The sequence below is a fragment of the Ensifer adhaerens genome, assembly GCF_028993555.1.
In the GTDB taxonomy this organism is placed as follows: Bacteria; Pseudomonadota; Alphaproteobacteria; order Rhizobiales; family Rhizobiaceae; genus Ensifer; species Ensifer adhaerens_I.
On record NZ_CP118610.1, the window covers coordinates 3,789,640 to 3,813,198 of the forward strand.

The following is a 23,559-nucleotide window of genomic DNA, read 5'->3' on the forward strand; positions in this document are numbered from 1 at the left end:
GAAGCCGCTGGCGTTTTCGTGCTTTTTCATCGATTTTCGAGCAATTTTCGCGAAATTGCCTTCGATTTAAATGGATTTAAGCTGTTTTCACGTGAAATTCTCCAATTTTTGGCTCGATTTTGCCGAAATCGGCGTAAAAAGCGGTCGCCATTAGCCATGGTTCTGATAGGGTTTGGCCTATCATGAATGGGAGAGACTTCATGGGCGTGAAATACAATCCGAAGCGGGACAGACACATCGACGCAGCAAAGGCGGCCGCCATCAAACTGGGCGTCGATGCACTGGCGCCGGAGATCCTCTTCGGTGGGGCCAGCAACGACGACCTCGATCTCTATTCGGCGGACATGCTGGCGCTGACCGCAGCCCACGCACATCGCGAACTCGCCCGCTGGGATGGTGGCAAGCCGCAGGTTTCGGTCGAGACCGTCGCCGGCATCGCACCTGCAGGTACTGAGGTTTCGGTCATCGCCGTTACCGAACACAACATGCCGTTCCTTTATGATTCGGTCATGGGTGAGATCACCAGCACCCACCGTGACATCCATCTTGCGATCCACCCGATCCTGGTCCAGGAGCCCGGCAAGGCCGCGAAACTCTTCGATCCGGAAGAACCAAGCGATCCCGCACACCGCGTCAGCCACATCCAGATCCACCTGACCAAGCTTGCGCCTGTCGAGGCCGAGCAGCTCAGCAACCGCATCCGCGACGTTCTGGAACAGGTGCACCAGACCGTGCACGACTGGCCGGCGATGACGGCGCAGCTCGACCAGGCGATGCAGGAGCTCGAAGCCTACAACGCCTCTCGCAAGAAGAGTGACCGCGACGAAGCGCTCGCCTTTCTTCGCTGGCTGCGCGACAACAATTTCACCTTCCTCGGCATGCGCGAATACACCTATTCCGGCAAGGGCGGGAAAGCGACGGTCGAGCGCGGCAAGGGAAGGGGCCTCGGCATTCTCTCCAACCCCGACGTGCGCGTTCTGCGCCAGGGCAAGGATGCCGTGCTGACCACGCCGGAGATCCTCGCCTTCCTCGAAAGCCCGGATTTCCTGATCGTCACCAAGGCCAACGTCAAGTCGGTCGTCCATCGCCGCGCCTATATGGACTATATCGGCGTCAAGCGTTTCGATGCCGACGGCAACGTCGCCGGCGAACTGCGCATCGTCGGCCTCTTTACCTCCTCGGCCTATACCCGCCAGGCGGCCGAAATTCCGCTTTTGCGCCACAAGATCGAGAAGATCGTCGACCATTTCGGCTATGATCCGCAGAGCCACTCCGGCAAGATGCTCGACAACACGCTGGAATCCTATCCGCGCGACGACCTCTTCCAGATCGATGTCGGTCTGCTGGCCGCCTTCTGCGAACAGATCAACGAACTCGGCGACCGGCCGCGCATCCGAGTGCTGCCGCGCATCGATCATTTCGACCGCTTCGTCTCGGTCATCGTCTTCGTGCCGCGCGAGCAGTACGATTCGGACGTCCGCGAGAAGATCGGCGACTACCTGAAGACGGTCTATGACGGCCGCGTCTCGGCCTACTACCCGGCCTTCCCGGAAGGCGGCCTCGCCCGCGTTCACTTCATCATCGGCCGCTCGGCCGGCAAGACGCCACGCATTCCGCAGGCCAAGCTTGAAGAAGCGGTGCGTGGCATCGTCACCCGCTGGATCGACCGGTTCGACCTGCTCGCCCGCAAGGACGGCATCGAACTCGATGTCGACAATGCCTACCAGTCGTTCTTCACGCCGGCGGAAGCCTATGCCGATCTCTCGGATATCGCCGCCTGCAAGGGGCCGGATCCGATCCGGATCGAGTTCTACAACTATCCGCGTGCCACCACCCGCGCCGATACGGCTGAGCTGAAGATCTTCCATGCCAGCGAACCGGTATCGCTGTCGCGCCGCGTGCCGCTGTTGGAAAACCTTGGCTTCCGGGTGATCAGCGAACAGACTTACGATATCGGCGTCAACGCCCACGGCGAAGAAAAGCGCAAGGTCGTGCTGCACGACATGGAGCTGATCCACCGCGACGGACATGCACTGAACCTCGACAAGAGCGGCCCAGCGCTGGAAGAAGCCTTTCTTGCCGCTTGGAACGGCACGATCGAGGACGACAACTTCAACCGGCTGATCCTGCTTTCAGGTCTCAATGCCCGCGAAGTGACGGTGCTGCGCGCCTATGCCCGCTACCTGCGTCAGGCCGGCATTACCTATTCGCAAGGCTACATCGCCGACACGCTGAACAAGTATCCGGCAATTGCCGCTGATATCTTCAAGCTGTTCGTGACACGCATGGATCCGAAGCTCGAGGAAAAGCCGCGCGCCAAGAAGTGCAACGCCCTGCTCGCCTCGATCGAGGATGCGCTTTCGGCGGTTCCGAGCCTTGACGAAGACCGGATTCTCCGCCGCTACGTCAACGCGATCGAAGCGACGCTTCGCACCAACTACTTCCAGCACGATGCAGACGGCAAGCCGCGCGCGGTTCTCGCCTTCAAGCTTGATCCCAAGCAGCTCGATGGCCTGCCGGAGCCGCGTCCATTCCGCGAAATCTTCGTCTACGGCACCGAAGTCGAGGGCGTGCACCTGCGCTTCGGCAAGGTCGCCCGTGGCGGCCTGCGCTGGTCGGACCGTGCGCAGGACTACCGCACGGAAGTGCTCGGCCTGGTCAAGGCACAGCAGGTGAAGAATGCGGTGATCGTACCGGTTGGCGCCAAGGGCGGCTTCTATCCGAAGCAACTGCCGGTCGGCGGCAGCCGCGACGAGATCTTCAAGGCCGGCACCGAAGCCTACAAGACCTACATCCGCACGCTGCTGTCGGTCACCGACAACATCGTCGGCCAGGATATCGTGCCGCCGGCCGATACGCTGCGCCATGACGGCGACGATCCCTACTTCGTCGTTGCCGCCGACAAGGGCACCGCAACCTTCTCCGACACGGCCAACGGCCTGGCGCAGGAAGCGGGTTTCTGGCTCGACGACGCCTTCGCCTCCGGCGGCTCCGCCGGCTACGACCACAAGAAGATGGGCATCACCGCCCGCGGCGCCTGGGAGACCGTCAAGCGGCACTTCCGCGAGATGGACACCGACATCCAGACGACGCCCTTCACCGTTGCCGGCGTCGGCGACATGTCCGGTGACGTCTTCGGCAACGGCATGCTGCTCTCCGAGAAGATCCGCCTGATTGCCGCTTTCGATCACCGCGACATCTTCATCGATCCATCGCCGGATATCGATGGCTCCTTCGCCGAGCGCACGCGCATGTTCGCCCTGCCGCGTTCGAGCTGGCAGGACTATGACCGCAAGACGCTTTCGGAAGGCGCGATGATCATCTCGCGTGCCGAAAAATCGGTGACACTGACGCCGCAGGCGATGGCCGCCATCGGCCTCGACAAGCAGAAGGCGACGCCCTTCGAGATCATGAACGCGATCCTGAAGAGCCAGGTCGATCTTCTCTGGTTCGGCGGTATCGGCACCTATGTGCGAGGCAGCAACGAAACGGACGCGGAAGTCGGCGACCGCGCCAACGACGCGATCCGCGTGACAGCCGAAGAAGTTCGCGCCCGGGTCATTGGCGAGGGCGCCAACCTCGGCGTTACCCAGAAGGGCCGCATCGGCTTCGGACTCAACGGCGGTCGCTGCAACTCGGACGCCATCGACAACTCGGCCGGCGTCAACTCCTCCGACGTCGAGGTCAACATCAAGATCGCGCTTGCTTCGGCCATGCGCGATGGTCGCCTGACCCGTCCGAAGCGCAACACGCTGCTCGCCTCGATGACCGAGGAAGTGGGCCATCTGGTGCTGCGCAACAACTACGAACAATCGCTGGCGATCTCGCTGACCGCGATGCAAGGGCTCGGCAACCGCACGACGCTTGGCCGGCTCATGACCCGCCTCGAGGCCGACGGCCATCTCAACCGCAAGGTCGAGACGCTGCCGACCGACCAGGCGATGACAGAACGCTACCAGGCCGGCAAGCCGTTGACCCGTGCGGAAATCGGCGTGCTGCTCTCCTACTCCAAGCTCGTTCTCTTCGATGAGTTGATCGCGAGCGAACTGCCCGACGATCCGTACTTCACGGCGACGCTGGAGCGTTACTTCCCGGCGAAGATGCGCAAGAGCTATGCCGGCGACATTCACGGCCATCGCCTGCGCCGCGAAATCATCGCGACGATCCTCGCCAACGAGGTCATCAACCGCGGTGGCCCGGCTTTCGTGTCGACTTTGACGGATGCCACCGGCTTCCTCTCGGCCGACGTCGTCAAGGCCGCTGTGCTGGCGCTCGACGGCTTTGACCTGCCGCGCATCTACGACGAGATCGACGCGCTCGACAACAAGATCGGCGGCGACCTGCAGAACATCCTCTACCAGGAAGTCGGCCGCATCTTCACGCTCGTCACCGAGCGGGCGCTGCGTACCCATGCGGCAACCGGCTCCGTCTCCGAAGCCGTATCACGCCTGGGCGACGGCCTGCAGAAGCTGCGCGCGACGATGCGGACCGCGGTCTCGGGCGAGAGTGCCGAAGAAGCACGGTTGAAGACGGCAGCCTTCGTCGAGGGCGGCGTACCGGCCAAGCTCGCCGAGGAGATTTCGGAACTGGCGCTGATGACGCTCGTGCCCGAGATCATGCAGATTGCCGCTGAAACCGGCGAGACGCTGAGCCGCACGGCCCAGGGCTACTTCGCCGTCACCGATACGCTTCGGATCAACCGGCTGCTCGCCGCTTCCGACCGTGTCCCGGCAACGGAGCAGTTCGAGGCAATGGCCCTGTCGCGGGCCGTATCGGATATCGCCGCCGCACGGCGCGATATCACCGCGGCAGCGCTGCGCGCGCAGAAGAAGGACCGCAATCCGGTTGCCGCCTGGGAAGAGAGCGAGCGCGTCCGTGTCGCCCAGGCGACGGGCCAGTTGCGGCTCCTGACCGAGAAGGGCGAAACGACGCTCGCCAAGATCACCGTCGCCGCAGGTCTCCTCAACGACCTGGCACGGGGAAGGGCGAAGTAGCAGGACGAACGCGGATGCGGGCAGTTTTTTCGCCCGCACCCTGCTCTGGACCTTTTGGAATCGGTCGAATTGAAGATAGGCTGCGCCGCGCGTTCGAGAGGACGCGCGGCGCAGTCGTTTCGGGAGGGGACCTTGCAGATTTCGGCCGAGAGGACTGAGGAATTGCCGCGGGCATCACGCGCGGGCGTAGCCGGCTGGATGCTGTTCGACTGGGCGGCGCAACCCTTCTTCACGGTCATCACCACCTTCATCTTCGGGCCCTACTTCGTCTCGCGACTGACGGAGGATCATGCGGTCGGCCAGGCAATGTGGGGCTACACGCTCACCGTTTCCGGCATCATTATCGCGGTCCTTTCGCCGGTACTGGGCGCCATTGCCGACGCGACCGGCCCGCGAAAGCCATGGATCGCTTTCTTCGCCGTCATCAAGATCATATCGCTGGTTATGCTCTGGTTCGCAGCCCCGGGCTCGCCGATCCTCTATCCGGCGATCTTCATGATCCTCGCCACGGTTGCGGCCGAGTTCTCGATCGTCTTCAACGATTCGATGATGCCCCGCCTGGTGCCGGAAAAAGACGTCGGCCGCATCTCCAACATCGCCTGGGGACTCGGCTATCTCGGCGGCATGATCGTGTTGATCGCAGTCGTTGCGTTGCTCGCCGGCAGCCCGGAAACCGGCAAGACGGCGGCCGGCATCGATCCGTTGTTTGGTCTCGATCCTGCCAAGGGAGAGGATGCGCGGATCACCGGACCGATCTCGGCGCTTTGGTACCTCATCTTCATTCTGCCGATGTTCCTGTTCACGCCCGATGCGACCAAGGCAACCATGTCGCTCGGCAAGGCAACCGTGACAGGCCTCAGGGAGCTCAAGGGCACGCTCGGCGAACTCAGGGAGAGAGCAGGCATCCTGCGCTTCCTGATCGCGCGCATGATCTTCCAGGATGGCGTGAACGGCCTTCTGGCGCTTGGCGGTACCTTCGCCGCGGCAATGTTCGGCTGGAGGACCTTGGAGCTCGGCATCTACGGAATCATACTCAACGTCGTCGCGATCGGCGGCTGCCTCTATGCGAGCAGGCTCGACACGCGGCTCGGTTCGAAAGTGATCGTCACTGCCAGCCTGATCTGCCTGACGCTCGCGACGATCGGCATCGTCTCGACAGGCCCGGGCTTCACGCTTTTTGGCCTGATACCGTTATCGACCGAGGATTCCGGCAGCTTGTTCGGTACGGCGGCCGAGAAGGCCTATATCCTCTATGGCTTGCTTGTGGGCATCGCCTTCGGCCCGGTCCAGGCCTCGTCGCGCTCCTATCTCGCCCGCAGTGTCAGCCTGGACGAGGCCGGACGCTACTTCGGCCTCTATGCGCTGTCCGGCCGCGCCACGTCGTTCCTTGCCCCTGCCTCGGTCGCCACAATCACCCTTGCCACGGGATCGGCGCGTATCGGCATGATGGCGCTCATCGCCTTCCTGGTCGTCGGCCTGCTGATCCTTCTGCGCACGCCCTATCCCGCGGATGATGGCCGCAAAAAAGCCGCCGTATCCTTTGGACGCGGCGGCTCCTGACTATCAGCGGATAACCTTAGAGTTCCGGGACAGGTAAAGGCGCTTGTCCCGGTTGATCCTAGTGGCGGAAGTGACGCATGCCGGTGAAGACCATGGCGACGCCATGCTCGTTCGCAGCCGCAATCACCTCTTCGTCGCGCATCGAGCCGCCCGGCTGGATGACGGCGGTGGCACCTGCGGCGATCGCCGAGAGCAGGCCGTCAGCGAAAGGCAGGAAGGCTTCGGAGGCAACGGCAGAACCCTTGGTGAGCGGCGTTGCGAGGCCCAGGGCCTTGGCCGCTTCCTCGGCCTTGATCGCCGCGATACGGGCGGAGTCGACGCGGCTCATCTGGCCGGCACCGATACCGGCGGTCTGCCCGTCCTTGGCATATACGATCGCGTTCGACTTCACGTGCTTGGCGACCTTGAAGGCGAACTTCATGTCTTCGAGTTCCTGGGCGGTCGGCGCGCGCTTGGTGACGACCTTGAGCTCGAGATCCTCGACCATGCCATTGTCGCGCGTTTGCACCAGCAGGCCGCCGGAGACCGTCTTGGCGGCAAGGCCCGGGATGCGCGGATCCGGCAGGCCGCCGGTCGAGAGCAGGCGCAGGTTGGGCTTGCGGGCAATCACCGCCTTGGCCGCATCGCTGACCGAAGGCGCGATAATGACCTCGGTGAAGAGCTTGACGATTTCCTCGGCAGTTTCGGCGTCAAGCTCCTGATTGAGCGCGATGATGCCGCCGAAGGCCGAGGTGGAATCGCAGGCAAGCGCCCGGCGATAGGCTTCGGCAAGCGTCGGCGCCGTCGCAACGCCGCAGGGGTTGGCGTGCTTGATGATGGCGCAGGCCGGCGCCTTCTCCGGCAGGAACTCGGCGACCAGCTCGAAAGCCGCGTCCGTGTCGTTGATGTTGTTGTAGGAGAGCTGCTTGCCCTGCAGCAACGCTGCCGTGGCGACGCCCGGACGGTTCTCGCCGGTGAGGTAGAAACCCGCCTTCTGGTGCGGGTTCTCGCCGTAGCGCATCTCTTCCTTCAAGACGCCGCCGATCACCCGGTGGCGCGGCATCGGCGTATCGAGCGCTTCAGCAAACCAGTTGGAGATGGCAGTATCGTAGGCGGCGGTGCGGGCATAGGCCTTGGCCGCCATCTTCTGGCGGAACGCATAGGTCGTCTTGCCGGCACCAAGCTCTTCGAGCAGCACCGGATAGTCGGCCGGATCGGTGACGATCGTCACATAGGCATGGTTCTTGGCCGAGGCGCGGATCATCGCCGGTCCACCGATGTCGATGTTTTCGACCGTCGTCGGGTAGTCGCCGCCCTGGGCGCGGACTTCTTCGAAGGGATAGAGGTTGATGATCGCAAGGTCGATCGCGGTGATGCCGTGCGCCGTCATGGCCGCTACGTGGTCGGCATCGTCGCGGATCGCGAGCAAGCCGCCGTGAACGCCCGGGTGCAACGTCTTTACGCGGCCATCCATGACTTCAGGAAAGCCCGTCAGCTCAGAAACGTCGCTTACCGGCAAGCCGGCCTCCGAGAGCGCCTTGTGCGTGCCGCCGGTCGATACGAGCCGAATGCCCTTTTCGTGAAGGGCGCGCGCAAGATCGACGACGCCTGATTTGTCGGACACGGAGAGGAGGGCGGTGCGGACCGTAACCTCGTTCGGGGCGGGGATTTTCTTGGAGGCGACAGCCATCACCATGCTCCTTTGGCGGCGCCGGAGGCCCGGGAGAAGGTCCGGCGATTGGGATGGCTGCCCGTTAGCATAGCTTGTCCGCCGAAGGAACCTCGGCAAAGCCATCGTGCTAAAATAAGCGCGTCAGATTGCCCGAGAGAAAGTCCACTGGATCTCCGGTTGGCGGGCAACGGCAAAGGTCACGGTCAATTGCGACGACGCACGGATACCCGAGGGATCGGCAAAGAAGATGTCCTCTTCGACCGCGAGTTCTCCGTCCTGGCAGGCAAAGAGCCAGATCTCGCCATCCGGCGCGGTCAGAAAAATCTCGCGTGCATTGTTCTGGCGAATGCTGACGGCCGGATGGATGTGGAAGCGGGCGACCGCCGTGGCGGTATTGCCTTCGTCCGGATTGCTGCCATCTGCCCGCGACAGCCGGTCGCGACCACGGATCATGCGGCCACCGTTCAGAACGCCGATGTCACGTTCGTGGATCAGGTCGAAGGCAGCGAGATAGCCATCATGACTTGCCGTCACCGACTCCAACCCGCCTGGCTCGTCTTTCCGCGCCACCGTTACCTTGGAAACGCCTGACGTCATGATCGGCCCCAGAAACCGGGACTGCGAAAAACGCGAAGAGGACGTATCGTTGACGGTGACCGTCGAATGCGCTGCGGTCGTGCGCGACATCTGCCGAAAACGATCGCCGGCAAATTTCGGTGCGCCCGAATTGACGACGAAGCGCGTCTTGCCCGAGGACATTTCGAAGGACAGGCAGCCGGCGTGGGCGCTGCGCGAAAGATCGACGGAAAGCGGGCGGCCGGTATCCATGATGACGACCGTGTTCTCGATCGCCAGACGCTCGTAATGCGCATGCGGCAATGAACGGAACGGTTCGCCTGCCGTCTCGTCATAACGCAGCACCGAAGCCAGTTCATGTGCCAGAACCGAGGTCGCGCCATTGAACAGCGCAAGTTCGCCGCCCTGATGGCGGAAAAAGCGCAGGGCCGGGTACATCCGGTCGATGCAAGGGATCAAGCGTGACGGCACGTCATGGCCGAGATTGACGTAGGTCTGCCGAAGCGGCAGCAGGTCGAGCAGCAATTCGAGCCCAGCCCGCGGGCTGCGCGAGCAATGGCTGCCATCCGGCAGGATCTGGCGGTCCAGTTCGAGGTCGAGATGGCGCGATGCTTTGCGAATGGCGCTCGGCGAAGCCGGCATGGCGACAGACGCCATGGCAAGCGCAAGCCGTACCCGAAGCCTCGCCTCGCCGTCGCGCACCGTCTCGGCGATATGGCGAAGGTAACGCACCTGAAGGGCGAGGCTCTTCAGGAAACGGCGATAGAAACCGTGTTCCGCATTGCGCAGGACGACGGGCGAGTGGGAAAGCCAGGCGATAATGCGCTGGGCGATGATATCCGGATCCCAGGCAATACCGCCGAGATCACGGCCGTGGGTAACGATCCAGTCGTCGACGATCTGGCGCAAACGCACGTAGCCAGCATCCTCGCGGATCGCACGCAGGTGTCTCAGCCATCCGAAGGAGTGGAGACGCGCCGCGAACTCGCGCGACGGCAGATCGATTTCGAACGGTGACTCGCCTTCCGTATCGAGCACGCGACCGGCAAGCGGGAAACGGCCGGCAAGAACTTCCTCGGCGACAAAGGGATCGACCGCTCTGAGATCCGTCGGTGCGACGATCAGGCGGTTGGGCGTCGAGCCGGTAAAACGCAAGGTGGAGACACGACCTATCGATAGCCGGCGCGAGACGCGGCGCCAGCCTTCACGCACATACAGGTAAGAAAGCCTCCGCCTGCCGGAAAACAACATCAACGCCGCCGGTTTCCTCATTTCTGGCACGACCGCTCAAACATCTGAACGGGCGATGGTCTCGCGCCAGCCGCCGCATGGTGCCAGAGAGACCGTTAAACTTTTATCAATCTTGTCATCTTTGATAGGCCTCTGACGCGAAAGCGTCAAATGACACGGCAGAACAGGGCCTTGAGCCCCATTTTGATCGACCCGACTACGGTCAGCGACATTATTTGCGGCGAATCACCGCCGCGTAGAAGCCATCGAGCCCGCTCGCATAGGGAGCATTAAGCGGCAACATGGCCGGCGTGGTGCGCATTTCGCCGAGCGGCGTGATCGCGTCCTCCAGCCCCGGCCAATCCGCAGCGGAAATCGCAACGCGTTCATAGGCGGCGCCAGAACCGACCACTCGCTCGACCACCTCTTCGCCCTCGAGCGGATCGAGAGAGCAATTGGAAAAGACGACGACGCCGCCGGGCTTGACGACGGTGAGCGCATGGCGGAGCAGGCGCTCCTGCAAGGCGGCGAGTTTTGCGATATCCTCCGGCCCCTTGGTCCAGAGCACATCGGGGTGACGACGCGTCGTTCCGGTGGAAGAGCAGGGTGCGTCGAGCAAGGCCGCATCAAACAGCATGTCCGGCTGGAAGTCGGCCATGTTGACTTCCTTCGTATCCGCCTCCAGGCCAAGCCGCTTCAGATTGCCCTTCAACCGGCGCAAGCGGCTGCCGGACTGATCGAGCGCCGTCACTTCGGCGCCGGCGAGGATGAGCTGAGCGGTCTTGCCGCCCGGTGCGGCACAGAGATCGACGACCCGCTTGCCGCTGAGATCGCCGAATAGCCGTGCCGGTATCGATGCGGCTGCATCCTGAACCCACCAGGCACCATCGTCGAATCCGGCTAAGGAAGGGATGGAGCCAGAGAATGGGCCGAGACGAACCGAGCCCGTCGGCAAGACGGTACCGCCCAGACGTTCGGCCCAGCTCACAGGTTCCGATTTGACCGATAGATCGATGGCCGCCGGTGTGAGTTGTGCTTCGGCGATCTGCTGGGCTTGTCCAGCGCCATAGCGGGCGACCAGGCGCTCGAAGAACCAGTCCGGCATCGCCGGCAAATCGCGCACGCTTTCGAGAATGGCATCCTTCTCGCGCGACAGGCGCCGAAGGACCGCATTCACGAGATTGGCAAAACGCCGATTGCGCGGATCCGCCTGCGCCTGTTCGACGGCAAGGTCGACGGCGGAATGATCAGGCACATCGAGATAAAGGATCTGCGCCGCCGCGACGGCAAGCACGTGATCAAGCGCACGCGCGCCCTCCGGCAAAGGCGTCTGCAGCAGAGAATTGATGGCCGCCTGGATGCGCGGCAGATGGCGAAGCGCTGAGTTCAGGATCGCCCGAGCCAGTGCGCGATCGGCCTCGTTGAGTTCGCGGTAGGCTGGGTTGCCGTGCTCGCTGTCGAGCATGCCGTCGAGCGACGTCTTGCGGTCGATGACTGCGGCAAGGATTTTAGCGGCGGCCTGGCGCGCTATCAGGCCCGGCTTCTCCAGCCCACGAGGCGCAGCGGCGGGCTTCTTCGTCTTCGCTGCGGCGCTGTTTCGGTGTGATCGTTTCGGGCGTGAATCGTTTTTGTTTTCTGCGGACATCAGGACCAGGGACCTTTGGGCGGTTCGGAACCACCGCGACCCCAACCGGTAGGAGGCACAGAGCGCGATTTGCGCACGGGATTATCAGCCCGAACCGGCGGCGTCGAGACCGAAGACATTTCCTGAGCCATCTGCTGCAGGGCCGCAATCCGGTTTTCGGTGTTCGGATGGGTCGAGAACAGATTGTCCATGCGCTCGCCGGAAAGCGGATTGATGATGAACATATGCGCTGTCGCCGGGTTGCGTTCGGCGTCGTCATTGTGAATCTGATGCGCGGCGCCGGCGATCTTCTGCAGCGCCGAAGCCAGTGCCATGGGCTTGCCGCAGATTTCGGCGCCGCGCCGGTCGGCCGAGTATTCGCGGGTGCGGCTGATCGCCATCTGCACCAGCATCGCCGCCAGCGGCGCCACGATCATGGCGACCAGCGTGCCGATGAAACCCAGTGGGTTGTTGTTTTCACGGTTGCCGCCGAAGAAGAAGGCAAAGTTGCCGAGCATCGAGATCGCCCCGGCAAGCGTCGCCGTCAGCGTCATCGTGAGGGTGTCACGGTTTTGGACGTGCGCGAGCTCGTGCGCCATGACCCCGGCGACTTCATCGTAGTTAAGCGCATGCAACAGGCCGGTGGAGGCGGCGACCGCGGCGTTTTCCGGGTTGCGGCCGGTGGCAAACGCATTCGGCTGCGGGCTGTCGATCACATAGACACGTGGCATCGGCAGGCCGGCATTTCGGGCAAGGTCGCGGACGATGCCGTAATACTCCGGCGCACTGCGCTCATCGACTTCCTGGGCGCGATACATGCGCAGGACCATCTTGTCGGAGTTCCAGTAGGAGAAGAAGTTCATGCCGGCGGCCATGACGAAAGCGATCATCATGCCGCCACGTCCGCCGATGACGAAGCCCACCGCCATGCACAAGGCGGTCATGACTGCAAGCAGCATGGCGGTGCGGACAAGGTTCATCTAAGTCTCCGGATCGTCGATGTTTCACGTGAATCAGGGTTCCCGACAGGGGAACGGCAACCTATATGATGGGTGCAAATGCCCAATTCTTCAATATTGATGCTCGAATCCGGATACCGTTCATATGCAGAACGACAATGACAACGCTCCCGATCGCCCGAAACGCCCCTTGCCGCCAGCGGCCATACGCGCGCTGAAGGAAGCCGAAGAGCGGCGTCAGGCGGAAATCAAGAAGGAATTGCCTCCGGAAATCGGCGGGCGCGGCGGTGAAGATCCTGCCCGTTACGGCGACTGGGAGATCAAGGGCAGGGCGATCGACTTCTGAGTTTGGGGCTGCGAGCGGTCGGTCTTTTTAGCTGCGATCTGAATCCGGCTCACTAAGTCGTAATGTACGCAAAACGCCGCGCGTCGCGACGCCGAAAGTCTCTTGCGAAACTTGTTTACTCAGTCGAAACGGCCGCTGCACATACGCAATGTGCAGCGGCCGTTAATGTTAGGCCTTGTTCTGGCGGTTGGCGATCAGATCGTCGACGACAGCCGGATCGGCAAGCGTCGAAGTATCGCCGAGCGCGCCGAAATCGTCTTCGGCGATCTTGCGCAGGATACGCCGCATGATCTTGCCTGAGCGGGTCTTCGGCAGGCCCGGCGCAAACTGGATCTTGTCGGGCGTGGCGATCGGTCCGATTTCCGAACGCACGTGCTTCACCAGGGCAGCGCGGAGATCGTCGTTGCCGATTTCGCCGGCCATCAGTGAGACATAGCAGTAGATGCCCTGACCCTTGATCGGATGCGGATAACCGACGACGGCGGCTTCCGAGACGAGGTGATGCGATACCAGCGCGGATTCGACTTCTGCCGTGCCGAGGCGGTGGCCGGAGACGTTGAGAACGTCGTCGACGCGACCGGTGATCCAGTAGTAGCCATCCTCATCGCGGCGGCAGCCGTCTCCGGTGAAATACTTGCCCTTGTAGGTGGCAAAGTAGGTCTGGCCGAAGCGCGCGTGATCGCCGTAGATCGTGCGCATCTGGCCCGGCCAACTGTCGGTGATGCAGAGGTTGCCGTCAGCAGCGCCCTCGAGCACGTTGCCCTCATTGTCGACGAGCTGCGGCTGCACGCCGAAGAACGGCCGGGTGGCGGAACCGGGCTTGAGATCGGTCGCGCCCGGCAGCGGCGTAATCAGAATGCCGCCGGTCTCCGTCTGCCACCAGGTATCGACGATCGGCGACTTCTGTTCGCCGACGACGTTGTAGTACCATTCCCAGGCTTCCGGGTTGATCGGCTCACCGACCGAGCCGAGCAGGCGGAGCGACGAGCGCGAGGCGCGCTTGACGAAATCATCACCGGCACCCATCAGCGAGCGAATCGCCGTCGGCGCCGTGTAGAAGACGTTGACCTTGTGCTTGTCGACCACTTCCCAGAAGCGTCCGGCATCCGGGAAATTCGGAACACCTTCGAACATCACGGTCGTCGCGGCATTCGCGAGCGGGCCGTAGACGATATAGGAATGGCCCGTGACCCAGCCGACATCGGCCGTGCACCAGTAGACCTCGCCGTCACGGTAGTCGAAGACATATTCATGCGTCATCGACGCGTAGACGAGGTAACCGCCGGTCGTGTGCAGCACGCCCTTCGGCTTGCCGGTCGAGCCCGAAGTATAGAGGATGAACAGCGGATCCTCCGCCTTCATCTTCGCCGGCTCGCAATGCGGCTTCACCGTGGCAATTTCCTGGTGGTACCAGAGGTCACGACCTGGCGCCCAGGCGGTCTTGCCGCCGGTGCGGCGCACCACGAGCACCTTGTTGACGATGACATGCTGCTTGGCCGCGATATCGATCGCCGTGTCAGTGTTTTCCTTGAGCGGTACCGGCTTGCCGCCGCGCACGCCCTCATCGCAGGTGATGACGAAGGTGCTCTCGCAGTCGACGATACGGCCAGCAAGCGCGTCCGGCGAGAAACCGCCGAAGACGACCGAATGGATCGCGCCGATACGCGAGCAGGCGAGCATCGCATAGGCCGCTTCCGGGATCATGGGCATGTAGATGGTGACGCGGTCGCCCTTCTTCACACCGTGCTTCTTCAGCACGTTTGCGAGGCGACAAACCTGCTCGTAAAGCTGGTTGTAGGTGATCTTCTTGTCGATATAGGGGTTGTCGCCCTCCCAGATGATCGCGGTCTTCTCGCCATGCGTCTTCAGGTGGCGGTCGATACAGTTGTAGGAGACGTTTGTCAGGCCATCTTCATACCACTTGATCGAAACCTTGCCCTTGAACGAAGTGTTCTTGACCTTGGTATAAGGCTTGAACCAATCGATCCGTTTGCCGTGCTTGCCCCAGAACTTTGCCGGGTCCGAAACGCTCTCCTCATACCACTTCAGGTAAGTGGCATTGTCGAGCAGCGTCCGGCTCTTGGCAGACTTCAACACCGGATAGATCTTGGCGGACATATTTTCCTCCCTACGCATTCCTAGTGCGGCTCGCCACTCCCAGGGCCAGCCCGTTTCGCGGACATACATAGCAGGTCAAATGCCCGCCGCAATTAGACAAAAGGACATTTGGAACTGAAGAATTGCAATTTTGAGACAAGGACGGTATAGAGGCCCACATTTCCCGGAAATCAGTGGTAGACTCCACGGCCCGCGACACCGGCGCGGCGGACAAAAGGACTATATCCATGGCTCAGCAACTGCTTATGCCCAAGGCAACAGCCGTCTGGCTCGTTGACAATACCGCGCTGTCCTTCGACCAGATCGCGCAGTTTTGCAAGCTGCACCCGCTTGAAGTAAAGGCGATCGCCGACGGTGAATCCGCGCAGGGCATCAAGGGCCTTGACCCGATTGCCACGGGCCAGCTTTCGCGTGACGAAATCGCTCGCGCAGAAGGAAACCCCAACCACAAGCTGAAGCTTTCCGAGCCGAAGGTCCGCGTCCCTGACTCGAAGCGCAAGGGTCCGCGCTACACGCCGGTTTCCAAGCGCCAGGATCGCCCGAACGCCATTCTCTGGCTGGTTCGCAACCATCCGGAGTTGAAGGACGCGCAGATTTCGCGTCTCGTCGGCACCACCAAGTCGACGATCGAGCAGATCCGTGAGCGTACCCACTGGAACTCCGCCAACCTGACGCCGATGGATCCGGTGACCCTCGGCCTGTGCTCGCAGATCGACCTCGACCTCGAAGTCGAACGCGCCTCCAAGGGCCGTCCGCTGCCGACGGCCGCCGAGCTCGGCGCGACGCTGGAATCGGCTCAGGAGACCGAAAAGCTGGGCTTCAGCTACGAGCGCGAGGAAGAGAAGGAAATCGACGCCGATGCCGTCTTCGCCAAGCTCAAGTCGCTGAAGTCGGACCGCAAGGACGAGGACGAAGACGATCACTACTGATCGCCGTCCAGCGCGATGAAAAAAGCCCGGATCGTCGATCCGGGCTTTTTTGTTGGCCGATGTTCAATAGGTGTTCAGTAAGCCGAACCGGATGCATCATTGAGGTTGTGGCGCTCGGTCCCCTTGAGCGGCGGGTTGAAGATGCTGACGAGGATCAGGTCCTCGTCCTTGCCGCCGCGCAGATAGTGTTTGTCGTGCTGGTCGAGCACGTAGATGTCGCCCTTGTTGATCGGGAAGATCTTGCCCTGCATATCTTCGACCTCCCCGTGGCCGGCGATGCAGTAGCACGCCTCCAGATGATTGCGGTACTCCAGCAGCGACACCGTGCCGGCGCGCACCACTGTGTGGCATACGGTGAAGCCCATGCCATCCTTCTCGGTAAGCAGCCGATGGCTGGTGCCGCTGCCCCATTCGACGAAATGATCGGTTGCTTCGATCTGCTGCAGGCTGCGCACGAACATGGGCCTCTCCATCTGTAAGGATTTCTAATGTTTTCTGGCGGGGCTTCCGCCCCATTGCCGTGACAGAACCAGTATCTGTTGACAGCGGCAGCCAATCAAACGACGATTCCTCAAGGCATTGATGAGGAAAACTTACAGATGATCCTGCCACCACTCGGCATGCTGCGCGCCTTCGAAGCCGCGGCGCGCTTGGCAAGTTTCTCCCGCGCCGGCGACGAACTGCATGTGACGCATGCAGCCATCAGCCACCAGATCCGTCTGCTGGAGGAGTGGTTCGGCCGGCCGCTCTTCGTGCGGGAGAAGCGTGGCGTGCGGCTGGCAGCGGAGGCTGAGAGCCTGGCAGCGGCGCTGACCTCGGCATTCGAGCGCATCGCTGCGGAAACGGAGGTCCTACGACTGAATGCCAAGGCGCAAGTGAGCGTCGCCTGTATTCCCTCGATCGCCACCCGCTGGCTGATCCCGGCGCTCGGTGAATTTCTCGGCCGCCATCCCGAAGTCGACGTCAAGGTCGTCTACGCCATGGCCGAACAGCAATTGCGCGAAACCGGCTGCGACATCCTCATCACGCTCGGCGCCGATACGAGCGAAGGGACGCGGTCAGATCGACTGTTTTCGCGAATCAATCGGCCGGTTGCGAGCCCGCGCTACATCGAACGGAAAGGTGAGTTGAGGGCAGCGCAGGCGATCGCTTCCGCCGATCTGCTGCACGACGAGACAACCTCGCGCTGGCGCGACTGGTTCGCCCGGGCAGGGGTGGCGGCGGGACAAAACCTGCGGGGTCCGATCTTCCAGGACTTCAACCTGCTCGCCACGGCCGTCATCGCCGGCCATGGCGTCGCCCTTTGCCCGGTTGAGGTCTTTCGGCGTGAAATCGAGAGCGGCGACCTCGTGATACTTTCCGATATCGCCACTCTCGAAGACGAGAGCTACTTTCTCATCACCAAGACCGCATGCTCAAAGGCCGTGTCGGCCTTCAGCAACTGGTTTGCGACCGTTGTCAGGTCGTGATGCGAGCGCCGTGGCGCTCACATCATAAGCCGGCTCAGCAAGCCTCTAGATGCCGATGCCGCGGCCATGCAAAGCCACGGTGATCTCGTCGAGGATAACCGGATCGTCGATCGTCGCCGGCATTTTCCAGGGTTGGCGATCGGCGATCTTCTGGATCGTGGCCCTGAGGATCTTGCCCGATCGCGTCTTCGGCAGCCGCTTGACGCAAATCGCCATGCGGAAAGCCGCCACCGGCCCGATGCGCTCGCGCACGAGGCTGATCACTTCGCGTTCGATTTCCGATGTTTCACGGGAAACATTGGAATTGATGACGAGGAAACCGGCTGGCACCTGACCCTTCAAGTCATCGGCGATGCCGATGACCGCGCATTCGGCAACGTCAGGATGGCTGGCACAGACCTCCTCCATCGCTCCAGTGGAGAGGCGGTGACCGGCAACGTTGATGATATCGTCGGTGCGCGCCATGATGAAGATATAGCCGTCCTCGTCGAGATAACCGGCATCGGCGGTCTTGTAGTAACCGGGGAACTCTTCGAGATAGGCCGCGCGGAAACGATGGTCGGCATTCCAGAGCGTCGGCAGGCAGCCGGGCGGCAGCGGCAGTTTTACAACGACATTGCCGAGCGTGCCCGGGCCGACCGGATGTCCGGCATCATCGAGAATCTGAACATCGTAGCCCGGCAACGGAACCGCCGGAGAACCGTACTTGACCGGCAGCAAGCCGAGACCCATGGGATTGCCGGCCACGGGCCAACCGGTCTCCGTCTGCCACCAGTGGTCGATAACGGGCACCCCAAGCGCTTTCTCCGCCCAGCGGATCGTATCGGGATCCGCGCGCTCACCGGCAAGGAACAGCGCACGGAAGCGCGACAGGTCATAACGGCCGACATAGGATGCGTCGGGATCGTCCTTGCGGATCGCCCGCAATGCCGTCGGCGCCGTGAACATCACCACGACGCCGTGCTCGGCTATGATCCGCCAATAGGTTCCGGGATCGGGCGTGCCGACCGGCTTGCCTTCGAAGAGGATCGAGGTGCTGCCGTTAAGCAGCGGGCCATAGACGATGTAGGAATGGCCAACGACCCAGCCGATGTCGGAGGCAGCCCAGAACACTTCGCCCGGCTGGACGCCAAAGAAGTTCTCCATCGACCATTTGAGCGCGACCATGTGGCCGCCATTGTCACGCACAACACCCTTGGGCTGGCCGGTCGTGCCCGACGTGTAGAGTACATAAAGCGGATCGGTGGAGGCAACGGGCGTGCACCCGACCTGTTCACCCGCCTGCTTTGCAGCCGCCAGCGCCGCAGCGAAATCGATGTCCCGTCCCTCGGTCATGGCGGCTTGCGCCATTTCCCGCTGGAAGACGAGGCAATGCGCCGGCTTGTGGGTCGCGATCTCGAGCGCTGCGTCGAGCAGCGGCTTGTAGGCGACAGTACGGCCAGGTTCGATGCCGCAGCTGGCGGAAACCACGAGTTTCGCCTGGCAATCATCAATGCGCACCGCCAGCTCGTTGGCGGCAAAACCGCCAAAGACCACGGAATGCACGGCGCCGATCCGCGCGGCGGCGAGCATGGCAACCGCTGCCTGCGGTATCATCGGCATATAGATGATGATGCGGTCGCCCTTGCCAACGCCGAGCTTCTGATAGACGGCTGCAAGCGCCTTCACATCGGCCAGCAGCGCCGCATAGGAGATGCGCTCGACCCGTCCGGTGACCGGACTGTCATAGATGAAAGCGATCTGCTCACCACGCCCGGCTTCGACGTGGCGGTCGAGACAGTTGTAGCAGGTGTTCGTCGAGCCACCGGCATACCAGTGCCCATAGGTGCCGCCCTCGGCATCGAAAGCGCGTTGCGGACGCTCGAACCAGTCAATGGCGTCGGCAGCACCGGACCAGAAGCCTTGCGGATCCGCCTTCCAGGCGGCGTACACTTCGGAATAGCGACTCGCCATTTCCGTTCCTCCCTATGCATTTGCCGGACATGTCCGGCCTCCTCGTGCACAAGGATAGGCTAATGAGAGATGAGGGGAACCCCGACGAAAGCGTAATGCGACGAATTGGCGTTACCGCGCGCCGAAAATGGCCGAACCGACCCGCACGCTGGTAGCGCCAAACTGCACGGCCGTCTCGAAATCGCCGGACATCCCCATCGACAGCTTCTGGAGCTTGCAGGCGGCGGCCAGCTTGGCGAGCAGGGCAAAATGCGGGCCGGGATTTTCCTCGACCGGCGGAATGCACATCAGCCCCTCGATCTGCAGCCCCAGTTCCACGCGGCAAAGATCGACGAAGGCAGCTGTCTCTTCCGGTGGGATACCGGCCTTCTGCGGCTCGAGCCCGGTATTGACCTGAACGTAGAGCCTGAGGTGCCGTCCCTGTTTCTGCATTTCCGCTGCAAGCGCTCGGGCAATCTTCTCCCGGTCAACGGTTTCGATGACATCGAAAAGGGCAACCGCTTCGGCGGCCTTGTTCGATTGCAGCGGACCAATCAGGTGGAGTTCGAGACCGGATGTCTCTGCTTTCAGTTCCGGCCACTTGCCCTGCGCTTCCTGCACGCGGTTCTCACCGAAGACACGCTGGCCCGCCGCGATCACGGGACGGATCGCATCAGCATCGAAGGTCTTGGATACCGCGACCAGCGTGACAGCGCCCTTGGCAGGATCGGCAGACCTTTCCGCCGCCTGAATCCGGCTCACGACATCCTGCAACCGCTCTTGAACTTCCATGGACCTGCTCTCCGACACGGGATTTCCCAACCACTGACCGAGCGGCTTAGGCAAAGTTGAGCCGGTTGCCAAGGCCACTGCCACACCGGCAGGCTCAAATCCGCCAAAGTCTCGCGGCAAACCCTCCAAAAACTTGACCGTCAGGCGGTTTCGTGGTGAAGGTCACCCCAACTATCATGAGGCGCTCCCTATGCGCCGCAGAACTTCCGGAACATCGAAAAGATATGTCTAGCGAACGATACAATCCGCGTGATGCCGAGCCCCGTTGGCAGCAGGAATGGGAAAAGAACGAGGTCTTCCAGACCGAGAACGACGATCCGCGCGAAAAGTACTACGTGCTCGAAATGTTCCCCTATCCGTCGGGCCGCATCCATATGGGCCACGTGCGCAACTACACCATGGGCGACGTGGTGGCGCGCTACAAGCGCGCCCGCGGCTTCAACGTGCTGCACCCGATGGGCTGGGATGCCTTCGGCATGCCGGCCGAAAACGCTGCCATGGAACGCGGCGTGCATCCGGCGAGCTGGACCTACCAGAACATCGCCTCGATGAAGGCGCAGCTCAAGGTCATGGGCCTGTCGCTCGACTGGAACCGCGAGTTCGCGACCTGCGACCCCGCGTACTACCAGCGCCAGCAGCACCTGTTCCTGGATTTCCTGGAAAAGGGCCTCGTCTACCGCAAGCAGTCCAAGGTCAACTGGGATCCGGTCGACAACACCGTGCTCGCCAACGAGCAGGTAATCGACGGCCGTGGCTGGCGCTCTGGCGCGCTGGTCGAACAGCGCGAACTGACGCAGTGGTTCTTCCGCATCACCGACTTCAGCCAGGAACTGCTCGATGCGCTCGACACGCTGGATCAGTGGCCCGAGAAGGTGCGCCTGATGCAGAAGAACTGGATCGGCCGCTCGGAAGGCCTGTCGCTGCGTTGGGAACTCGTTGAAGGCACCGCAGGCGACGCGAGCGAAGTCACCGTCTACACGACCCGTCCGGACACGCTCTTCGGCGCCTCCTTCCTGGCGATCGCTGCCGACCATCCGCTGGCGAAGCAGGTGGCAGCCACCAACCGGGAAGTCGACGCATTCTGCGACGAATGCCGCCGCGCCGGCACCTCGCTCGCCGCACTGGAGACGGCAGAAAAGAAGGGCATCGACACCGGTATTCGCGCCAGGCACCCGCTTGATCCGAGCTGGGAGTTGCCGGTCTATGTCGCCAATTTCGTGCTGATGGACTACGGCACGGGCGCCATCTTCGGCTGCCCCTCCGGCGACCAGCGTGACCTCGATTTCGCCCGCAAATACGACTTGCCGGTCGTTCCGGTCGTCATGCCGAAAGACGGCGATTCCGCGACCTTCACCATCGGCGACGAGGCCTATATCGGCGACGGCGTGATGATCAACTCGCGCTTCCTCGACGGCCTGTCCGCTGAAGAAGCCTTCGAGACGGTCGCTTCGAAACTGGAGAAGGAAACGCTCGACGGTACGCCTCGTGCCGAGCGCAAGGTGAACTTCCGCCTCCGCGACTGGGGCATTTCACGTCAGCGCTATTGGGGCTGCCCGATCCCGGTCATTCATTGCGACGACTGCGGCGTCGTACCGGTTCCGAAGGCCGACCTGCCTGTGGTGCTGCCGCCGGACGTCACCTTCGACAAGCCGGGCAATCCGCTCGACCGCCATCCGACCTGGCGCCACGTCGCCTGCCCACATTGCGGCAAGGATGCCCGCCGCGAAACGGACACGATGGATACCTTCGTCGATTCGTCGTGGTACTTCACCCGCTTTACCGCACCGTGGGAAGACAATCCGACGGATCCCAAGGTCGCCAACCACTGGCTGCCGGTGGACCAATATATCGGCGGCATCGAGCACGCGATCCTGCACCTGCTCTATTCACGCTTCTTCACCCGCGCGATGAAGGCAACCGGCCATGTCGCGATCGACGAGCCGTTCAAGGGCCTCTTCACCCAGGGCATGGTTGTGCATGAAACCTATAGCCGCGGCGAGGGTGCCCAGCGCGAATGGGTGACGCCAGCCGAGATCAGCATCGAGGAGACCGATGGTCGTCGTCGCGCGACACTCATCGAAACCGGTGAGGAAATCGCCATCGGCTCGATCGAAAAGATGTCGAAGTCGAAGAAGAACGTCGTCGATCCTGATGACATCATCGCTTCCTATGGTGCCGATACCGCGCGCTTCTTCGTTCTCTCCGATTCGCCGCCGGATCGCGACGTCATCTGGTCCGAAGCGGGTGTGGAAGGATCGCATCGCTTCGTCCAGCGCGCCTGGCGCTTGATCAGCGAGGCGGCCGAAAAGCTGCGCGTGATCGAAGCTGCACCGGCGCTGGAAGGCGAGGCCCTTGCCGTTTCTCAGGCGGCCCACAAGACGCTGCGCGCCGTCGAGGCGGACTATGACAAGCTCGCCTTCAACAAGGCCGTGGCGCGCATCTATGAGCTCGTGAACACGCTTGCCGCGCCGCTGACCCAGGTTGCCGCCGGCAAGGCGGATACGGCGTTCGCCAGCGCTGTGAAGGACGCCACGACGATCCTGATCAATCTGATCGCACCGATGACGCCGCACCTCGCCGAAGAATGCTGGCGTGAAATCGGTGGCGAGGGGCTGATTGCGGAGCGCGGCTGGCCGGTGTTCAACCCTGCACTGGTGGTCGAGAACGAGGTCACCTTGCCGGTGCAGATCAACGGCAAGAAGCGCGCCGATTTGACAATCGCGCGCGATGCGGATCAGAGTGCGATCGAAAGCGCCGTCCTGGCGCTCGATGCCGTCAAGTCAGCGCTCAACGGCAGCAGCCCCAAGAAAATCATCGTTGTGCCCCAGAGGATCGTCAATGTCGTTGTCTGATAGAGCTGGCTCCCGCGTCCGGTCGTTTCCGGTGGTGGCAGGTGTTCTTTTGCTGGCCGCGCTCGCCGGCTGCCAGGTCAGGCCGCTCTATTCCGATCCTGGCGGCACATCGACGGCACTGGCGGCGATCGAGATTTCCGATGCCGACGACCGCGTCGAGCAGGAAGTCCGCAACGCTTTGATCTTCCTGGTGGCAGGCGGGCAGGGCGAACCGGTGAACCCGCAGTATCACCTGTCGCTTGAGGTCACGACCCGCGCCATGGGCGTGCTCTATGATCAGAACAAGGACCGCGTCGACCGCGCCAGCGCCGGTCGCATTGTCGTCAAGGCGGACTACAATCTGACGAAGATCGGTACGGGTGAGACAATCAAGTCCGGCAACCGTACAGCGGTCGCGCTTGTCGACTTCCCGGTCCAGGAATTTGCCAAGGTGCGTGCCGTTCGCGACGGCGAAAACCGCGCTGCAAAGGAACTGGCCGAGCTGATCCGGGCTGATATCGCCGCGGCCCTCAGCCGCTAGTCGGTGT

The 23,559-nt window shown here is 62.4% G+C and carries 15 protein-coding genes; 7 read left to right on the forward strand and 8 right to left on the reverse strand.

Annotation, left to right across the window (positions count from 1 at the left end):
* Positions 1-200 precede the first annotated feature (200 nt).
* Together PWG15_RS18305 and PWG15_RS18310 are read left to right on the forward strand one after the other, a co-directional pair.
* A complete protein-coding gene (locus PWG15_RS18305) occupies positions 201-4,994 on the forward strand; it encodes an NAD-glutamate dehydrogenase (protein ID WP_275021955.1) in 4,794 nt (1,597 codons plus the stop codon).
* Positions 4,995-5,126: 132 nt separating this feature from the next.
* On the forward strand, positions 5,127-6,554 hold the full coding sequence (locus tag PWG15_RS18310) for an MFS transporter (RefSeq protein ID WP_275021956.1): 1,428 nt from the start codon (positions 5,127-5,129) through the stop codon (positions 6,552-6,554).
* Between the two features lie 58 nt (positions 6,555-6,612).
* Here the strand turns inward: PWG15_RS18310 and purH are convergent, their stop codons facing one another.
* The 4 genes from purH to htpX all read right to left on the reverse strand — a co-directional run bounded on the left by purH (position 6,613) and on the right by htpX (position 12,615).
* The gene (purH, locus tag PWG15_RS18315) at positions 6,613-8,223 is read right to left on the reverse strand and encodes a bifunctional phosphoribosylaminoimidazolecarboxamide formyltransferase/IMP cyclohydrolase (protein ID WP_275021957.1); all 1,611 of its coding nucleotides are present in this window, start codon (positions 8,221-8,223) and stop codon (positions 6,613-6,615) included.
* Positions 8,224-8,346: 123 nt separating this feature from the next.
* The gene (locus PWG15_RS18320; protein ID WP_275024456.1) at positions 8,347-10,032 is read right to left on the reverse strand and encodes a heparinase II/III family protein; all 1,686 of its coding nucleotides are present in this window, start codon (positions 10,030-10,032) and stop codon (positions 8,347-8,349) included.
* 211 nt (positions 10,033-10,243) lie between these two features.
* Complete coding sequence (locus PWG15_RS18325; RefSeq protein ID WP_275021958.1) at positions 10,244-11,656, reverse strand: RsmB/NOP family class I SAM-dependent RNA methyltransferase; 1,413 nt, start codon at positions 11,654-11,656, stop codon at positions 10,244-10,246.
* A complete protein-coding gene (gene htpX / locus PWG15_RS18330; protein ID WP_275021959.1) occupies positions 11,656-12,615 on the reverse strand; it encodes a zinc metalloprotease HtpX in 960 nt (319 codons plus the stop codon). The genes PWG15_RS18325 and htpX overlap by 1 nt, the downstream gene beginning before the upstream one ends.
* Before the next feature lie 124 nt (positions 12,616-12,739).
* Here htpX and PWG15_RS18335 point away from each other — a divergent pair, with 124 nt between their 5' ends.
* Entirely contained in the window at positions 12,740-12,940 is a 201-nt protein-coding gene (locus PWG15_RS18335; protein ID WP_275021960.1) for a DUF1674 domain-containing protein, read from the forward strand.
* A 168-nt stretch (positions 12,941-13,108) separates the two neighbouring features.
* Here the strand turns inward: PWG15_RS18335 and acs are convergent, their stop codons facing one another.
* Positions 13,109-15,058, reverse strand: coding sequence for an acetate--CoA ligase (acs, locus tag PWG15_RS18340; protein WP_275021961.1), 1,950 nt, complete (start codon positions 15,056-15,058; stop codon positions 13,109-13,111).
* 227 nt (positions 15,059-15,285) lie between these two features.
* Here acs and PWG15_RS18345 point away from each other — a divergent pair, with 227 nt between their 5' ends.
* A complete protein-coding gene (locus PWG15_RS18345) occupies positions 15,286-15,987 on the forward strand; it encodes a DUF1013 domain-containing protein (RefSeq protein WP_065777709.1) in 702 nt (233 codons plus the stop codon).
* Positions 15,988-16,061: 74 nt separating this feature from the next.
* On the opposite strand, the gene PWG15_RS18350 is transcribed toward PWG15_RS18345, so the two are convergent.
* Entirely contained in the window at positions 16,062-16,448 is a 387-nt protein-coding gene (locus PWG15_RS18350; RefSeq protein WP_275021964.1) for an ectoine synthase, read from the reverse strand.
* A gap of 138 nt (positions 16,449-16,586) precedes the next feature.
* On the opposite strand from PWG15_RS18350, the gene PWG15_RS18355 reads away from it, so the two are divergent.
* Complete coding sequence (locus tag PWG15_RS18355) at positions 16,587-17,456, forward strand: LysR substrate-binding domain-containing protein (protein ID WP_425536713.1); 870 nt, start codon at positions 16,587-16,589, stop codon at positions 17,454-17,456.
* Positions 17,457-17,501: 45 nt separating this feature from the next.
* On the opposite strand, the gene PWG15_RS18360 is transcribed toward PWG15_RS18355, so the two are convergent.
* Together PWG15_RS18360 and PWG15_RS18365 are read right to left on the reverse strand one after the other, a co-directional pair.
* A complete protein-coding gene (locus PWG15_RS18360) occupies positions 17,502-19,409 on the reverse strand; it encodes a propionyl-CoA synthetase (protein WP_275021965.1) in 1,908 nt (635 codons plus the stop codon).
* Between the two features lie 111 nt (positions 19,410-19,520).
* On the reverse strand, positions 19,521-20,180 hold the full coding sequence (locus PWG15_RS18365) for a YggS family pyridoxal phosphate-dependent enzyme (protein WP_275021967.1): 660 nt from the start codon (positions 20,178-20,180) through the stop codon (positions 19,521-19,523).
* Between the two features lie 224 nt (positions 20,181-20,404).
* Here PWG15_RS18365 and leuS point away from each other — a divergent pair, with 224 nt between their 5' ends.
* Together leuS and lptE are read left to right on the forward strand one after the other, a co-directional pair.
* Positions 20,405-23,032: a leucine--tRNA ligase gene (gene leuS, locus PWG15_RS18370; protein ID WP_275021969.1), complete on the forward strand. Its 2,628-nt coding sequence runs from the start codon at positions 20,405-20,407 to the stop codon at positions 23,030-23,032.
* Positions 23,019-23,552: an LPS assembly lipoprotein LptE gene (lptE, locus tag PWG15_RS18375; RefSeq protein ID WP_275021970.1), complete on the forward strand. Its 534-nt coding sequence runs from the start codon at positions 23,019-23,021 to the stop codon at positions 23,550-23,552. The genes leuS and lptE overlap by 14 nt, the downstream gene beginning before the upstream one ends.
* Positions 23,553-23,559: the final 7 nt, after the last annotated feature.

Bases quoted from the DNA above. Each gene is read 5' to 3' on its own strand.
- PWG15_RS18355 (WP_425536713.1), top strand. From the start codon at position 16,587: ATGATCCTGCCACCACTCGGCATGCTGCGCGCCTTCGAAGCCGCGGCG.
- PWG15_RS18365 (WP_275021967.1), bottom strand. From the start codon at position 20,180: ATGGAAGTTCAAGAGCGGTTGCAGGATGTCGTGAGCCGGATTCAGGCG.
- PWG15_RS18325 (WP_275021958.1), bottom strand. From the start codon at position 11,656: ATGTCCGCAGAAAACAAAAACGATTCACGCCCGAAACGATCACACCGA.
- lptE (WP_275021970.1), top strand. From the start codon at position 23,019: ATGTCGTTGTCTGATAGAGCTGGCTCCCGCGTCCGGTCGTTTCCGGTG.
- PWG15_RS18335 (WP_275021960.1), top strand. From the start codon at position 12,740: ATGCAGAACGACAATGACAACGCTCCCGATCGCCCGAAACGCCCCTTG.
- PWG15_RS18345 (WP_065777709.1), top strand. From the start codon at position 15,286: ATGGCTCAGCAACTGCTTATGCCCAAGGCAACAGCCGTCTGGCTCGTT.
- leuS (WP_275021969.1), top strand. From the start codon at position 20,405: ATGTCTAGCGAACGATACAATCCGCGTGATGCCGAGCCCCGTTGGCAG.
- acs (WP_275021961.1), bottom strand. From the start codon at position 15,058: ATGTCCGCCAAGATCTATCCGGTGTTGAAGTCTGCCAAGAGCCGGACG.
- purH (WP_275021957.1), bottom strand. From the start codon at position 8,223: ATGGCTGTCGCCTCCAAGAAAATCCCCGCCCCGAACGAGGTTACGGTC.
- PWG15_RS18360 (WP_275021965.1), bottom strand. From the start codon at position 19,409: ATGGCGAGTCGCTATTCCGAAGTGTACGCCGCCTGGAAGGCGGATCCG.
- PWG15_RS18350 (WP_275021964.1), bottom strand. From the start codon at position 16,448: ATGTTCGTGCGCAGCCTGCAGCAGATCGAAGCAACCGATCATTTCGTC.
- PWG15_RS18305 (WP_275021955.1), top strand. From the start codon at position 201: ATGGGCGTGAAATACAATCCGAAGCGGGACAGACACATCGACGCAGCA.
- PWG15_RS18320 (WP_275024456.1), bottom strand. From the start codon at position 10,032: ATGTTGTTTTCCGGCAGGCGGAGGCTTTCTTACCTGTATGTGCGTGAA.
- htpX (WP_275021959.1), bottom strand. From the start codon at position 12,615: ATGAACCTTGTCCGCACCGCCATGCTGCTTGCAGTCATGACCGCCTTG.